The 16,456-nt window shown below is 42.2% G+C and carries 12 protein-coding genes; 3 read left to right on the forward strand and 9 right to left on the reverse strand.

Annotation, left to right across the window (positions count from 1 at the left end):
• Window position 1 precedes the first annotated feature (1 nt).
• Together DQQ01_RS15650 and DQQ01_RS15655 are read right to left on the reverse strand one after the other, a co-directional pair.
• The gene (locus tag DQQ01_RS15650) at window positions 2-2,647 is read right to left on the reverse strand and encodes a family 78 glycoside hydrolase catalytic domain (RefSeq protein ID WP_162624344.1); all 2,646 of its coding nucleotides are present in this window, start codon (window positions 2,645-2,647) and stop codon (window positions 2-4) included.
• An 11-nt stretch (window positions 2,648-2,658) separates the two neighbouring features.
• Window positions 2,659-3,660, reverse strand: a complete 1,002-nt coding sequence (locus DQQ01_RS15655; protein ID WP_111920759.1) for a zinc-binding dehydrogenase — start codon at window positions 3,658-3,660, stop codon at window positions 2,659-2,661.
• 209 nt (window positions 3,661-3,869) lie between these two features.
• On the opposite strand from DQQ01_RS15655, the gene DQQ01_RS15660 reads away from it, so the two are divergent.
• Entirely contained in the window at window positions 3,870-4,919 is a 1,050-nt protein-coding gene (locus tag DQQ01_RS15660) for a Gfo/Idh/MocA family protein (RefSeq protein WP_111920760.1), read from the forward strand.
• A gap of 92 nt (window positions 4,920-5,011) precedes the next feature.
• On the opposite strand, the gene DQQ01_RS15665 is transcribed toward DQQ01_RS15660, so the two are convergent.
• The 5 genes from DQQ01_RS15665 to DQQ01_RS15685 form a co-directional block, all read right to left on the reverse strand.
• Entirely contained in the window at window positions 5,012-5,932 is a 921-nt protein-coding gene (locus DQQ01_RS15665) for an AraC family transcriptional regulator (RefSeq protein WP_111920761.1), read from the reverse strand.
• 26 nt (window positions 5,933-5,958) lie between these two features.
• Entirely contained in the window at window positions 5,959-8,175 is a 2,217-nt protein-coding gene (locus tag DQQ01_RS15670; RefSeq protein WP_111920762.1) for an alpha-galactosidase, read from the reverse strand.
• Between the two features lie 64 nt (window positions 8,176-8,239).
• Window positions 8,240-9,079, reverse strand: a complete 840-nt coding sequence (locus DQQ01_RS15675; protein WP_111920763.1) for a carbohydrate ABC transporter permease — start codon at window positions 9,077-9,079, stop codon at window positions 8,240-8,242.
• A gap of 12 nt (window positions 9,080-9,091) precedes the next feature.
• The gene (locus DQQ01_RS15680; RefSeq protein WP_242980445.1) at window positions 9,092-9,991 is read right to left on the reverse strand and encodes a carbohydrate ABC transporter permease; all 900 of its coding nucleotides are present in this window, start codon (window positions 9,989-9,991) and stop codon (window positions 9,092-9,094) included.
• A gap of 103 nt (window positions 9,992-10,094) precedes the next feature.
• Window positions 10,095-11,390: an ABC transporter substrate-binding protein gene (locus tag DQQ01_RS15685; RefSeq protein WP_111920764.1), complete on the reverse strand. Its 1,296-nt coding sequence runs from the start codon at window positions 11,388-11,390 to the stop codon at window positions 10,095-10,097.
• A 445-nt stretch (window positions 11,391-11,835) separates the two neighbouring features.
• Here DQQ01_RS15685 and DQQ01_RS15690 point away from each other — a divergent pair, with 445 nt between their 5' ends.
• Together DQQ01_RS15690 and DQQ01_RS15695 are read left to right on the forward strand one after the other, a co-directional pair.
• On the forward strand, window positions 11,836-12,531 hold the full coding sequence (locus DQQ01_RS15690) for a YesL family protein (protein ID WP_111920999.1): 696 nt from the start codon (window positions 11,836-11,838) through the stop codon (window positions 12,529-12,531).
• Complete coding sequence (locus DQQ01_RS15695) at window positions 12,521-13,228, forward strand: FadR/GntR family transcriptional regulator (RefSeq protein ID WP_111920765.1); 708 nt, start codon at window positions 12,521-12,523, stop codon at window positions 13,226-13,228. The genes DQQ01_RS15690 and DQQ01_RS15695 overlap by 11 nt, the downstream gene beginning before the upstream one ends.
• Before the next feature lie 84 nt (window positions 13,229-13,312).
• On the opposite strand, the gene DQQ01_RS15700 is transcribed toward DQQ01_RS15695, so the two are convergent.
• Together DQQ01_RS15700 and DQQ01_RS15705 are read right to left on the reverse strand one after the other, a co-directional pair.
• The gene (locus DQQ01_RS15700; protein WP_111920766.1) at window positions 13,313-13,660 is read right to left on the reverse strand and encodes a hydrogenase maturation nickel metallochaperone HypA; all 348 of its coding nucleotides are present in this window, start codon (window positions 13,658-13,660) and stop codon (window positions 13,313-13,315) included.
• Window positions 13,661-13,675: 15 nt separating this feature from the next.
• The gene (locus tag DQQ01_RS15705; protein WP_111920767.1) at window positions 13,676-16,429 is read right to left on the reverse strand and encodes an FAD-dependent oxidoreductase; all 2,754 of its coding nucleotides are present in this window, start codon (window positions 16,427-16,429) and stop codon (window positions 13,676-13,678) included.
• Window positions 16,430-16,456: the final 27 nt, after the last annotated feature.

Here is a 16,456-nt window from a genome sequence, read left to right on the forward strand (position 1 = left end):
CTTATTTTTCCAAGTAAAAATGATAATTTCCAGATTGAATCAAAACACAATATCCTTTTTCTGTCCTGCGAACTTCTTCGATACCCTCTTTGGAACTTTCCCTGGGATACAATATCTCTTCTCCCTCCAAAAGCGTATTTCCTAAATCCGGTATTTGGACAGTTGCTCTCGTATTACATGGAACAGAAAGATACAGTGAAAATCCTTTCTCCGTTTTTTCCCATTCTACAGATACCATTCCATACATTGTTTCTTTCTTTGCAGCAGCAAAACGCAATTCACCAATGGGCTGCGGCGCTATCAGAATTTCTTTATAAGCAGGAGATGCAGGTCCAATACCTGCTATTTTTTCATAAAAGCTTCCGCTTATGCTGCCAAACATGGGCTGATTATGACAGCAGGAACACTGGTAAAAACCATAGTCTTTTTCCCAATATTCCCACAATGCAGTAGCGCCATTGGCAATCATGAATCCATAGCTTGGATAGGTATTACCGGTTATCATCTGGTATGCAATTTCTCCGTATCCACTGTCAATCAATGTTTCAAAAAGATACGGGGTTCCGAAAATCCCTGTGTCCAAATGATTTCCACAATCTTTCTCGATATGTTCTGCCATAAAGGCAAATACCTTGTTCTCTTCCTCAGGTTTAATAGCCCCCATTTTATATGCAAAAGCTTCGGTTCCCTGTGCGCCAATACTGTACTGTCCGGTTTCCTGGCAGAAAAATTCTCTACGGAATGCTTTTATCGTATCTTCTTTTAATACAGCATACTTCTTTTTTTCTTTTTCCTTGCCCAGAATATCAGATATATATTCCATAAGTCCCGCACAATATCCATAAAAATAAGTATTTACAAAACGTGGCGGAATTAAAATTTCTCCAGGTGTGGACCACTCTCCCAGACAGGTTTTATCTTCACCTTCTGCCTCAACAATTCCATTTTTTACCCCTGTTGATAAAAATTCCAGCCAATGCTCCATATTTTCATAATGCTTTTTAAGTATTTCTTTATCCCCATAGTAAACATAACATAGCCATGAAATCACAATATATGCACAGCCCCATGCAGGTCCGCCTCCTCCGTCCTGACAGGGCACTGTATGAGGAATAAAACCGTTTTCTTTGTTTTGTGCGTCTGCAAAATCATCTATCCAGGCAGCATAGAAATTCTCCATATTAAAATTATAAATACATGCTTTTGCCGCAGTCAGAGCATCTCCTCCATATCCCTGTCTTTCTCTGTGAGGAGAATCCAAAGGCATGCCACAATGCAGACCGTTGACTAAAGACCATCTGGAAATCTGCTGTATTTGATTCATGAGTACATTAGAACAGGTAAAACTTCCGTCTTCTTCTACGCCTGTATGGACAACAACCGCCTCTATATCCTCTGGCTCAGGCATCTTCTCATATCCCTGTATTTCTGCGTATCGGAAACCATGCCAGGTAAACTTTGGTTCATATATCTCTTTTCCTTGTCCACTCAAAATATAGACATCTTTCTGCTGTTTCCACCCGGTTCCTGTACTGTAATAATTAATTTTTCCATCTGGCCACAGTTCTTCACCAAAACGCATAGTAACCGTCTGTCCTTCTTTCCCTTGGATTTTCAGTCTTAGCCAGCCTGTAATATTCTGTCCGAAATCCAATACATACATATCTTCCTTCACTCGGGTAATCGTTTTGGGTGAAATAGTACCAAATGCGATATCTGAGGAAGCCCTCTGTTCTTTTAATTTTCCTCCCGGCGCTTCTGCTATCCTTGCATTTTCCCAGTCTTCTGTACACGATCCGGGTTCATTCCAGTTTGGAAGTTCCTGTCTGGCATCATAAATTTCTCCAAAATAAATATTGTTATATTCTATAGGACCTCTATGCCATTTTACAGAAGTATCACTTTTGATAACTTTTTTTGTTCCGTCTTTATAATACGCTTCAACCTGAAAGAGCAACCGGGGATATCCATACCATAAAAGTTTTACATTCACTTTATCTTTCTGATTGTACCAACCATTTCCCAAAATAATGCCCAGCGCATTTGTTCCTTTTCTCAGTTCCTCCCTAATATCATAAGTGTGATAATAAACCGTTTTTGTAAAATCTGTTCTATTAGGAGTCAGCAAATCTTTTCCACATTTTCTTCCATTCATGGAAAATTCATAAAACCCAAGCCCACATATATACACTCTCGCCTTTTCGGGTTTTTCTTCCAAAAAAAATTCTTTACGAAAATGCGGAGCGCTTACTTCATCTTCTGCACAAATCCAGTCTGCATTCCAATCCTCTTCTTTTAAAAGTCCTGCCTCAAAAAACTGTACTGCGCTCCACGGAGATTGTCTTCCTTCCTCGTCCCAGATTCTCACACGCCAGTAAACTCTCTCTCTGGATTCCAGCTCTTTTCCTCCATAAAGAATCCCTAATGACTCTGATGAATCTACTTTTTTACTGTCCCAACACAATTCTTTTTCTTCTTTAAGCTGAGCATCGCTATGTGCCGCTATAATTTGATAAGCTGTCTGCCTTCTTCCTCTCCCGTTCCCTGTCATTTTCCATGCTAATCTGGGATTTTGACTGTGAATACCAATTGGATTTTCCCGATATTCACACGTCAGTTTCTCCGGAGCATAACACTTTCTTTCCATAACTTCTCTCCTCATCTCCACTCAAAAACTACACCCATAGACTGCGTACGATCTTTTAAAAGATTTTTATATACCTGTGGAGCTTCCGTATAAGGCACTCGATGGCTGATAAGGCTCGCCACCTCCATCTGTCCTGTGGCAAGCATTCTGAAAAATGTTTCACTGTTTCTTACGCAGGTCCAGGGATTGTCAAAACTCGGCTGCTCTGTCTGGGAAGATATATGAGCTCCTATAATATCAAAACTTCCTGCATTACAAAAATCATGAAAATCAAATTTTGTAGCTTTTCTGGGAGAACTCAGCATACACATTTTCCCCTGCTGATGCAGTACTTTAAATTCCTCCGGAATCAAATCCGCATTACCTGTCGTTTCAAATACAATATCTGCCATTTCTCCCTGTGTCACTTCTCTGACAACGTCTGCTACATTCTTTCGAAGGGAAGATACTGGAATAACAGCCAGGGATTTTGGAAGATATTCTAATCTTTTTTCAGTTCGGTTTACCACTATAATTTCTGTACAGCCTCCAGCCAATAAATATCTTACCAAAAGCTGTCCGATAACCCCTGCTCCGTACACAACTACACGGTTTCCTATCTCTATCTTTGTCCGCCTGATACCATTTAATCCCACTTCTGCAATTGCAAAGAAAGTCGCTTCTTCCGGTGTAATATCATATCGTATTACTCTTAATTCCGCCTCTTTTGCTATTACATACTGAGCATGCTTACTGAAGCTTGCAACTCTTTTTCCAATCCATTCCTTAGAAACACCTTCTCCTGTTTCTTTTACAATACCAACATTTGAATAACCGCTTGTCATAGGGTAATGAATATATCCGGACCATTTGGAATTTTCCGGGCATTCCCCACTAAGAAAAGTAAGTTCTGTTCCTGTGCTTACCAAAGAAACTTCTGTTTCAATTAACACTTCCCCAGCCGCCGGTTTGGGCATTTCTTTATCCTGCAGTTCTACTTCTCCTGCTGATGTAAAAACAACCGTTTTATTCACTCTAAATACCTCCTGACTCTTTTAAGATATCTTGAGTATACATTTTTTTACCAAGTGCTTTTCTTAATTTTTTTACCGGAATTCTACCTTTTTTTACTGTAAAGACCTCCTCTGCCACAGTAAAAATATGCATAATTCCAGTAAAAATATTTGTTTTTTTCTGCTTTTTTCTACTTTATAATCAAAAAAAACTCAAGGAGGTACCTTATATGATAAACATTGGAATCATTGGTTGTGGGAGAATTGCTCAGGTACGGCATATTCCGGAATACGATAAAAATCAAGATGCCCGTATCTATGGCGTATATGACATCAACGAAAAAAGAGCAAAAGAAGTGGCCGAAAAATATCACGCTATCCCGTATAAATCTTATGAGGAAATGCTGGCAGACAGCGCTATTGACGCTGTGAGTATCTGTACAGCAAACTATTCCCATTGTGAAATTTCCGTAAAAGCCTTAACTGCCGGAAAACATGTGCTCTGTGAAAAACCCATGGCTGTAACCTATGAGGAATGTCAAGCCATGGTGGAAGCTGCAAAAAAATCCGGAAAATATTTAATGATTTGCCAGCAGGAAAGATTGCTCCCTGTCCATATGAAAGCAAAAGAGCTCCTTCAGCAGGGAAGTATCGGAAAAATTTTAAGCTTCCGCACTAATTTCCGACATTCAGGACCTGAAACCTGGACAATCGACCAGGACAAAGTGTGGTTCTTTGATAAAAAATCTGCCGCTTTCGGCGCTATGGCAGATTTGGGTATTCACAAAGCAGATTTAATACATTATCTTCTTGATGATACAATTAAAAGCGCTATGGCTGTAACCGGCGCTCTTGACAAAAAAAATCCAGATGGAACCCCCATTTCTGTGGACGACAATGCTATCTGCATCTATCGCACTGAAAAAGGTATTCTCGGTACCATGGAAGTGAGCTGGACCTGTTACGGGCAGGAAGACAAATCTACTGTACTATACGGAACCCAGGGCTGTTTAAAAATCAACAGTGATACCAAATATCCTTTGATTTTGGAAAAGAGAAGTGGAGAACGAATTTATTATAATATGGACGACTACAAAGGACACAGAAATGGAACCGGTATGGTTGATACCTGGATTCAGTGTCTAAAGACCAAAACACCTCCTGAAATTTCCGGGGAATCCTCTTTTGAGTCCATGAAAGCTGTATTTGCTGCATTAGAATCCGCGGAAAAAGGCTGTCTGATAAGTGTAAACAATTTGGAAGAAAAACTTGACCAGTAAACTTTTTCAAATGTGTAAAACTCCGGAGAAAACCATTTCTGGCTGTTTTCCCCGGAGTTTTTCTTCTACTTATATCCCTTTACACCTCCCTCTTACATCTTATCTTGGGCTACATATCCCTTATTTTTCATAATAATTAACTCTGTCTTCTCCTCCCGGTATATTCGGGGGCTTTTTCCGCAGTGCTGCTTAAACACTTTCGAAAACGCAAGTTGATCTGTATACCCCACTGCTGAAGCCACAGCATTGATAGATAAATCTGTTTTCTTTAGCAGGGATTTTGCCTTTTCCATTCTCAGATTCACCAGAAATTCCTGCGGAGAACAACCTGTCACTTTCTTAAAGCTGCTGGTGAGATAACTCCGATTTACCCCTATAAAATCCGCCAACTGTCCGATTTTCAAAGGTTCACTGTAATGATCTTTAATATAATCCATGGCATGCTTAACATATACGGAGCCCGGATAAAAACGTCCGTTTGATGATCCCCCATCTTCCTTTTGGCTCTCTGCATAGTCTTTCATAAGTGCCGAAAAACACAGCATCAACATGGCATTTCGGGTAAGCTCATCTCCATAAGAAAGCTGATGGGCTTCCAGCATTTGATCAATATAACCTGAGAGTTTTTCCATACACCCGATTTTTCGTGTAGGGTTTTTCAGAGAAAAACCTGAACCGCTGACACATTCATCTGCCTTAAGTCCCACAAAACCAATCCACATATAAACCCAGGGTTCTTCTCTGTCAGCCTCATACCAGGCCTCTACTCCGGGTGGAATCAAAAAGGCTTCTTTGGGTCCAATTTTATATTTTTTCTTATTTATTTCCAGAGTGCCCTGCCCCTCCTTAACTACATGAAGGACATAGGCCTCTCTCTTATTCGGTCCGAAACGATAACCGGCATCGCAGCATTCCCAGCCACAGTATGTCAGACACAAATCTACGGAATCCTTCTGTAAATCCTCCAGACATTTATATCTGGCATGACTGGTATAGCCCATTGTACGGCTCAATGAATCCACTCCTTTACTTTTAAATTTTATGCTTCCTGCAAGACATAAAGCAGTGATGCGAAATCTCCGCCGGCTTTATTCAAAAGCTCTCTGTCAACAGGAATTCCTACATACATCAATTCATCTCCGTAAGCCTTATATACGATATCGTTACATTTTACCTCATACAGGGTATCTCTGTCCAACCCTTCCAGACGGAAACGCAGCCAGGAGGCATTGATTTTATTCAGCTTCTGATAAAAAGCTGCTACAGCCTGCTTTTTATCCGGGGATACCACAATCCATGCTGTTTCATTTCCCTCAAATGGACTGAGCAGACGGTAAAAATCGCCTTCTACCTGAATCAGCCTGCGGTACCTTTTCATAAATGCCACCTGCTCTTTTACCTGTTCCATTTCCGCTTCACTTAAAAGATTCAAATCCAGCTCATATCCAAAGGTTCCAAAATATGCCATATTTGCTCTGGTGGAAAGAGGTGTATTTCTCAGGAGCTGATGATTCGGCACCGCGGAAACATGTGAACCCATGCTTACCAGAGGATATACATAAGAAGTTCCATACTGGATTTTCGCTCTCTCTGCTGCATCTGTATCATCACTGGTCCAGGTCTGAGGTGCAAAAAACAGCATACCTGGGTCAAAGCGCGCACCTCCGCTGGAGCAGGACTCAAAGAGAATTTCGGGAAATTCCTGTGTCAATCTTGTATACAAATCATACAGCCCCAGAATATACCGATGCATCATCTTTCCCTGTTCTTTTGCCGCCGCACCCTTGCTATAGGGTTCCGTCATATAGCGATTCATATCCCATTTAATGTAAGAAATCTCAGACTCCCGCAGGATTTTAGAAATCGTTTCATAAATATAATCCACCACTTCTTTTCTGGAGAAATCAAGCACATGCTGATGTCTTCCATGGGACTCAAATCTATCCGGCACGCCGATAACCCAATCCGGGTGCGCCCGGTACAAATCGCTGTCCTTGTTTACCATTTCCAATTCCACCCAAAGACCGAATTTCAGTCCCATAGCTTCCACTTTTTCAGAAAGCCCGGCAATCCCGTCCGGCAGTTTTTCCAGATTCACATACCAGTCCCCAAGACCTCTGTAATCGTCATTTCGCACGCCAAACCAGCCATCGTCCAGTACAAACAGTTCCACCCCTGCCTCTTTTGCCTTTTTGGCAATTTCCAGAATTTTTTCTTCTGTAAAATCAAAATATGTTGCCTCCCAGTTATTGAGAAGAATGGGCCGCGGTTCGTCCCTCCACTTCCCACGCATGAGATTTTTTCGGAACAGACGGTGATAAACCTGACTCATTTTATTTAAGCCCTTATCGCTGTATACCAAAATGGCCTCTGGTGTCTGGAAGCTTTCTCCTTTTTCCAGCGTCCAGGAAAAACCTTCCGGGTGGATTCCCAGCATTACTCTTGTAATATCAAAGGTAGATACCTCCGTCTGGGCAAGGAAATTACCGCTGTATACCAGACTGAAGCCATAAACCTCTCCCTGATTTTCTGTTGTGTGAGGTCTTTTTAATGCCAGAAACGGATTATGCTCTGCACCGCCGGCTGTGCCGTGAAGTCCCTGGATTGCCTGGATTCCCATTTCCAGCTTTCTTTCCTTTACATATCGCTCTCTTGCCCATGCGCCGGAAAGCTGCACCATTTCAAAGTCCATATCCTGGAACTCAGTACTAAAACTCATTGCCTTTTCCAGTACAATGCTCTGTTTTCCTCTGTGTACGAGCTTTGCATTTCTGGCAATCACCGGATATTCCTCAAAAATTGTATAGGAAAGAACCAAATCTGTATCCATAACCTCATCATGCAGACAAATGTCCAGGCTGCATGCCTCCTCATCACTGTTTGTGTACACAGCCGGAAGGGGTGTCAACAGCTTTTTTCCCTGATAAATTTCGTGAGAAACATAAGTAAAGTTCACAATTCTGCTGCCATTTTCCTGTAAAACACTAAGCGCAGGGCTTCTATAATCTCCTGTTCCGTATACCGGATACTCCTGCTTTGTGTACTCCATGGACAAAACACCCGGCTCCGGTACACACACAGAAGTAAGAGGACGGGAGATTTCCTCGTGCAGATGTGAAAAGTCCTCCCTATCCCGGATTGCTCTTCCGTAATACAGATTTTCCAACTGTCCGTTCTCCATAATACGGATAATATAGCTTACCTCTTTATTGTAGAGATGAAATGTTTTCTGTTCTTCGTGAAATAAAATCGCCATATTGACCTCCTGTAAAAAAGGCCGGCGCAAACTCGTTGCACCAGCCTTTTTTCTGTTTCTTATTTTATAATTTACCACCGCTGGTCGCAATTCCTTCGATAAATTGTTTCTGGAAAATAACATAGATAATAATCATAGGAATACATGCAATCAAAGATGCTGCCATGAGTTCAGGAAACTTCGCTGCATACTGTCCCTGCATTTTTGCGAGAGCAGAAGACAATACCAACATATCCTTATCTGTATTTACAATCATAGGCCACATCAGGTCTTTGAATGCAAACACTGCAGTAAAAATTCCCAGAGCTACCATACTGGATCTGGTAAGCGGCGCCATGATGTAAAGAAAAGTCTGTCCGATATTACAGCCGTCCAATCTTGCCGCTTCTTCCAAATCATTGGGCAGTCCCATATATCCCTGCCGAAGCAGGAAGGTACCGAATGCAGTTACCATACCTGGAAATACCAGCGCAAAAATCGTATTCAGCATACCCATTTTGCTGACCATCAAATACTGTGGAATCAGGAAAATCTGTACTGGAACCATCATCTGAATCAACACCAGAGAAAAACATAGATTTTTCCCCTTAAAATTCAAACGTCCGAATGCATAACCTGCCATAGTTGCTGTTAATACCGCACAGACAACACGAAACAAAATCAACAGCAATGTATTTTTATATAACAACAGGAAATTCATATTTTCCATAACTGCGCTGAAAGAATCTGTTCTCCAAACCTTTGGGAAAATAACAAAGGGATCTACGGAAGTTGCTTCTGTAACTGATTTAAAAGCAGTGAGTACCATCCATAAAAAGGGAACCAGCATTGTAATTGACACAAGAATCAACACAGTATGTATTACAACCGTAACAATTTTCTTTTTTGTTTCCATACTTTTCATTCTGTTTCCCCCTTAATTGTAGAATACCCATTTTTTCTGTCCAATCATCTGGAACACAGTAATAATCATAGTAATAACAAGCAGAAGAACTACAATCGTAGCCCCGTAGCCCATATTCTTATTTACAAAGGTATACTGATAGAACAGGTATACCAGTGACTGTGTTTTATCCAACGCCGGATTTGTTCTGTCCATAACCATATAAATCAGGTCAAATACCTGAAGAGAGCCGATAACACGGGTTACCAGTACAAAGAAAATCGTTGGGGACAACAGCGGAATTGTAATGTGGAAAAAGCTCTTAATCCCTGTAGCTCCGTCAATCTCCGCTGCCTCATAATAGTCATGAGGAATTTCCTGTAAACCGGAAAGGAATAATACCATGTTATACCCGATAATAGACCATACACCAATAATCGCAATGGCAAAAACAGCTATCTTCGGGTCTGAAATCCATTTTACATTTGTATGGAATACGTTATTAATCAAACCAAACTCGGAGTTAAACAGCCATCTCCAAACCATGGCAACAGCCGCCGGTGCAGCTACCATAGGAAGAAAAATAATTGTCCTGTAGGCAGAACGCCCTTTCATTTTCCGGTTCAGAAGCACTGCCAGCACCAATGCAATAATAATGGAAAACGGAACTTCCACAATCGCATATTTTACGGTGTTCAGCAATGCCTGCCATACTTCTGAATCTCCGAAAACCTTTACATAGTTTTCTGCTCCGATAAAAATATTTCCCTTACCAAAATCACCTGTCTTGAAGAAACTCTGGTAAACGGTCTGGAAAATAGGAATAATATTCAGTACAATCAATCCAATCATTGTTGGAAGAATGAACAGCCAGCCCCAGATTGTTTCACTGCGCTGTCTGCCTGTCTGTGCAGGTTTTCCTTTCTTTGCCACAAAACTTCACTCCTTTTTTAATAAAGGGCTGTCGCTATAACATTTTCCCAGCGACAGCCCTCTCATTTTTAACTATCTGTTGCAAAACATTTTTCAGTAGAATTTATTTACCTTCTTCTGCCAGCTTCTCGTTCATCTGTGCTGCCATTTCTTTACAAGCGTCTTTCATAGATTTTTCACCTGTGTAAACACTCTTCAGGATTTCGTTGTCTTCGTTTTCCCATGTTACAGTAGTTTTAGAATATGGTCTGATTTCCATATCTTCCATCATGTTGATGTAAGCCTGAAGATTAAAATCTGCTGACTTAGCCCATGCATCAGAGGTGCCATTGTATGCAGACATTGTAACACCAAGTTCTGCCTGTTTCTTCTGTGCTTTTTCAGAACCCAGGTATTCAATTAACTGCCAGGCTTCTTCTGTATGTTCTCCGTTTGCTGCCGCTGCCCAGCCAAGTCCATTATATAAAGAAACTCTTCTGCCTGTTGTAGCGCTCTTCGGAAGCTCTACTAAATCACAGTTCTTTGCCGTATACTCATTATCTCTGTACGCAGCAACCATCCAGGAGCCCTGTGGAACCATAGCAACTTTGCCGGACTGGAAGAGTACATCTTCACCGTTTTCAGACATTACTTCCAGAGGAGGCATTACACCATCTTTAATCCAGCCTTCCAACATTTCCATAGCTTCAATTGTTTTGGGATCGTCCCAACCGGATTTTGTCTTATCATCGTTGATAATGTATCCGCCGTTATCATAAACCATATTGTAATAGCCTGCCTGGTTATTATCATTTCTTAAAACAAGACCATACTGGCTTCCATCTGGTTTTGTCAGCTTTTTAGCTGCTTCTGTTACATCGTCCCATGTCCAGTCTGCTGTAGGATACGCCAGTCCTGCTTCATCAAACATAGCTTTGTTATACCAAAGAGCAATGGTATCAACATCTTTTGGTACTGCAAAGTATTTGTCTTCATATGTATATAAGCCCCAGATATCTTCCGGATAGTTTTCAGGGTCAATCTTATCACTTTCTGCAATTTTGTCTGTCAGGTCCAGAAGCATGTCGTTGGACATATATCTTTCACTTTCATTAGAGTGCATCCAGAATACATCAGGAAGAGAACCGCCCTGTGCACCTGCTTCCAGCATTGTCCAGTATTCTTCCCATTTTACAACGCTGAGTTTTGTCTTGATTCCTGTTTCTTCTGTAAAATCTGCCAGAATTTCTTTAATACCCGGTTCCTGGTTTGCGTCCCAGATAGAAACAGATAATTCCACGTCCTTGGAATCAGAACCTTTGTCTGCATCTTTTCCGGAATCAGAAGAACCACCACAGGCTGTCATGGAAAATACCATTGTACTTGCAAGTGCCAACGCCATTACTTTCTTAAACTTCATGTTTTTTCCTCCTTTAATAAAAGTCTTTCGTCATAATTACCAACTTTTCACGTCTTATCGACCGATGCATTCATTATAATTGCATATGGAATTATGTTAAATATCCATATGTTTTTAATATATGGAAAAATGTTACTTGTTTGTGCGTATTGTATACTTTTTTCGACTTTTATCCGGCACAGCGTCGGCTTTTTCCCAATATTTTTTTCTTTTTTATCCATTCAAAATGTTCATTTCCCTAATTTCTTATTGACTTTTCCTGTATTTTTACATGTTCCTTTTCATTCCCCATTAATATTTATGACATTTATACATGTTTATTCTATCATTTTTCCATATTTGCTCATTTATTCAAATCCACATGTGATATTTCCTTTACATTTTCCGTTCATTAATGCTAGAATACCTTTTAGAATTTATGGCTTATGCCGGAAAGGATACGGATATGAATTTATTGAACGACAACAATCCTGTTCATATTTTTCTGAACAAAATTGGTGATGTAGTAATTGCCAATCTTCTTTTTGTCTTTTGCTGCATTCCAATCATTACCATAGGACCGTCCCTGACCGCCCTGTACCACTGTATGTTAAGAACTATAAAGGGAAACAACAACGGCACAACCAAAACTTTCTTCCGCGCTTTTAAACAGAACTTCCTGCAATCCCTCCTGGTTTCCCTGCTTCTGACTGCCACGGCTTTTGTTCTGTTTACCAACATACGCTTTTTACAGCACAGCGCCTCCCCTATGGGGAAACCTCTTTTCTATGTTTCCCTGGGAATCGCCGGACTTTTCATTATCCTGGCGCTGTATATTTTTCCTGTAATTGCAGCCTTTGCAAATACAACCCTGAACCTGATTAAAAATGCCTTTATTTTTGCCTTTATGCATTTTCCTTCCACCCTTGTCATTGCAGTGGTTTCCATTCTTCCCATGTATATGACCTATCAGGATTTAAAGCTCATGCCCCTGTATGCCTGCTGCTGGTTCTTCTTTGGCTTTGCACTGACTGCCCTGATAAATTCATCACTGCTCTACAGAATGTTTAAACCGTTTTTAGAAAAAGCAGAGGAAGCAGAAAAACCCACTGCCATCACCACAGACAAAACTCAGACACAGGAGGAAACTCATGGAATTTGAAAAAATCAGTTCTCCCTCTCTTCGGGAGCTTTTTGTTCAGCAGCTGGAACATATGATTCTCTCCGGAAAACTCCCGGTTGGTACAAAACTGCCGCCGGAAAGACAGCTTTCCCAGGAAATGCAGGTAAGCCGGGCAGTCATTAACGGAGGCATCTCGGAGTTGGAAAAAAAGGGGTTCCTGATTGTAAAACCCAGAAGCGGAACCTATGTGGCGGATTACCGGCGAAATGGCACTGCCGAAACACTTCTTGCCATTATGAATTACAACGGCGGAAGATTGAAACAGGAGGAAGTACGCTCCATCCTGGAGGTACGAATTGCCCTGGACACCCTTGCCGCCACACTCTGTACCAGCCATATCACAGATAAAGAACTGGATTATCTTGAGGCGCTTACCGAACGCATAAAAGACGCTGTTTCTATCGACGAGGCAGTAAACGCTGCCTATGAATTTCAGCACGAATTTGCCCTTGCCTCAGGCAATACCCTAATTCCCCTGATTTTCTCCTCCTTTAAGGTGGCAGTCACCTCCCTGTGGGAAAGATTCTGCGTCCTGTACGGCACAGACGCCCTTTACGAAAACACAGTTTCTCTCCTTGGTTTTCTGAAAAACAGAGATACTCAGGGAGCCATTGAATGGATAAACAAATCCGTTGCCCAGAGCATTGACGGAAACAGAAAAATCTATTATGAGTAATGTTCTATGATAGTAAAAAGACTGGTGCAAAGTTCCGGGAAGAAATTTCTTCTCCCCGCTTTTTTGTACCAGTCCTTCTCTTCTTTAACACCCACTTATTTCTTTTATAAAAAATTCATTTCCCTGCTGCAGATAGGTGCGCTCGCTGCCGCAATAAGGACAGATTTTCCCATGCTCCACTGTCCCATAAGTCTTTTCACAGTCCTCGCAAAAAGTAACTGCAGGAATGGTTTCTACCACAAGGGCGCTTTCCTTTAATATTTCGCTCTTTTTCTCAACTGCCCACTTCCAGCAGTTCTGCAGATAAGATTCTATCACACCGGAAACTTCCCCAAGCTGCAGGGTTACAGCTTCTATTTCTGTGAGCTGGTTCTCCTTTGCCACCTCTTCCACGGTTTTAATTACATGAAATACAACGCCAAGTTCGTGCATGCTTCTCTCCTTTTCCTATTTCTTTTTGGAGAACTTAATCTTAATTGCCTGTTTTGCCCCATATGGAAGAATGTATTTCAGCTTATCCTCACTCTTTCGCATGGTGCTGCATTCTGGATTTTCCCGGTACAGGTGAATGGCATCAAATTCGCACTTTGTGGTGCAGATACCGCAGCCGATACATTTATTTTCGTCTACCACAGAAGCGCCGCAGCCCAGACATCTGGCAGTTTCCTTTTTTACCTGCTCTTCTGTAAAACTCTGTCTTGCCTCTTTAAAAGAGGTTTTCCGGTCTATTTTCTTATCATATCCCGGTATCTGGCGGCTGGAATTGTCATATTCCTCTACCAGAATATCCTGCTTGTTTAATTCCACAAACTGTCTGCGGTTTCGTCCAATGGTCAGACTGCTGTGCGGCTGTACAAAACGGTGAATAGATATAGCACCCTCTTTGCCTGCTGCAATGGCATCAATAGCAAATTTCGGTCCTGTATACACATCTCCGCCCACGAAAATATCCGGCTGTGCAGTCTGATAGGTCACAGTATCCGCCACTGCACCGTTTCCTCTTCCAAGTTCTACCTTCTCGTTCTTTAACAAATCGCCCCAGACAATACTCTGACCCACACTCATAAATACATGGTCACATTCCACGGTCATGGTTTCCTGCTCATCGTATTTCGGATTAAAGCGTCCGTCCGCGTCCTTTACAGATACGCATTTCTTAAACACAATGCCTTTCACTCTGCCGTTTTCCGTAAGAATTTCTTTCGGACCCCAACCACAGTGAACGGATACGTTTTCTTCCTCTGCCTCCAGAATTTCTTCTTCTGATGCAGGCATCATATCCCGACTCTCCAGACAGTACATGGAAACACTGTCCGCGCCGCAGCGCATACTGGTTCTTGCTACATCAATAGCCACATTTCCACCGCCGACAACTACGGTTTTTCCGGAAATCGGATAACTGTGATCTTCTCCCACGGCACGAAGGAAGTCCACGGCTGTCATCACACCATCTGCGTCCTGCCCCGGTATTCCCGGCAGTCTTCCCCCCTGGCAGCCAATAGCAATATAAAACGCCTGATAGCCCTGCGCCCGCAGTTCGTCCAGGGTAATATCTTTTCCCACTTCTACACCAGTTCGGATTTCCACTCCCATTTCTTTAATAACATCAATCTCTGCCTGTACCACATCTTTTTCCAGCTTAAAGGACGGAATACCATAAACCAGCATACCGCCGGCCTTCTGATTTTTCTCAAAAACAGTAGGCTTATATCCCTTTTCTGCCAGGTAAAAAGCACAGGACAAACCGGCAGGACCGCCTCCGATAATGGCGATTTTTTCTGTAAATTCTCCTTTTAAGGAAGGCACCACCTTTTTTGGTATATATCTTGTTTCTGCTTTTAAATCCTGTTCTGCGATAAACCGCTTTACTTCATCAATGGCAACTGCCTCGTCAATGGTTCCTCTGGTACATGCGTCCTCGCACCTGCGGTTACAGATACGTCCGCACACAGCCGGGAATGGATTTTCCTTCTTAATCAGCGCCAGAGCATCGGTATATCTGCCCTGTGCAGCCATTTTCAGATATCCCTGAATAGCAATATGTGCCGGACAGGCAGTCTTACACGGCGCAGTTCCGGTATCATAGCAGTTGATACGGTTTTTATCCCGGTAATCCTCTGTCCACATATGCGGTCCCCAAGGTACTTCTGACGGAAGAGGCTGTTTTGGATATTCCACCTGGCTTCCGTCTTTTTTACACAGCTTTTGTCCCAGTTTTACTGCCCCTGCAGGACAGTATTCCACACAGCGTCCGCATGCCACGCAGTTTTCTGTTTTCACATGCGCCACATAGGCAGAACGTGACATATTGGGCGTATTGAAAAGCTGTGAAGTACGCAGTGCATAACACACGTTTACATTACAGTTGCAGATAGCAAAAATCTTATTTTCGCCGTCAATGTTGGTAATCTGGTGAACAAAGCCGTTTTCTTCTGCCTGCTTTAAGATTTCCATAACCTCATCTCTGGTAATGTAACGTCCGCCTTTGTTGGTTTCCACCACATAGTCTGCCATATCTCCAACAGCAATACACCAGCCTTCCGGGTCGTCAGCGCAGCCCTCGTCAAAGGTTTTGCGGGAACGGCGACAGGAACAGGGGCTTGCCGCATATTTGCCTTCATATTTGTCCAGCCAGTGGGAAATATGCTCCACAGATACCGACTGATTTTCCATCTGAATGGCTTTTTCCACAGGAATGACATGCATACCGATTCCGGCGCCTCCCGGCGGTACCATATGGGTGATTTTTTCCAGCGGCACACGGCTCATACGCTCAAAGAAACGCCCCATTTCCGGGTGCTCGGTTAAAATATCCTCATTCATGTTTGCAAACTCTGCGCTGCCAGGTACAAACATGGGAAGCACATACTGCTTTTCATGCTTTGGATTCTCCCAGTTATACTCAATAACTCCGTTCACTGCCAGCTTTTGCAGCATTTCTTCCACATACGCTTTATCTTTCCCTGTGAGTTTTACCATGTCCTCCAGGGTTCTTGGTTTACGTTTGCCCATTTTCAGTGCAAGCTCTGCCATTTCATCTGTACAAAGAATGGAAAGCCCGATATATTCCGGGGATTCCTTTGTGATTTTTTCCAGTCCCAGCACAACAGGCGCCCGGTCTGTAATCATCTTTGCCAGCTTTGCAATGGGTTCACGGAAAGGTTCTTCCGGGTGTGGATTGGGAAACAGGGAATCTGCCATAGTTCATCTCCTCCTTATATCAATATC

Origin of the sequence: Blautia argi, assembly GCF_003287895.1 — a bacterium.
GTDB lineage: Bacteria > Bacillota > Clostridia > Lachnospirales > Lachnospiraceae > Blautia > Blautia argi.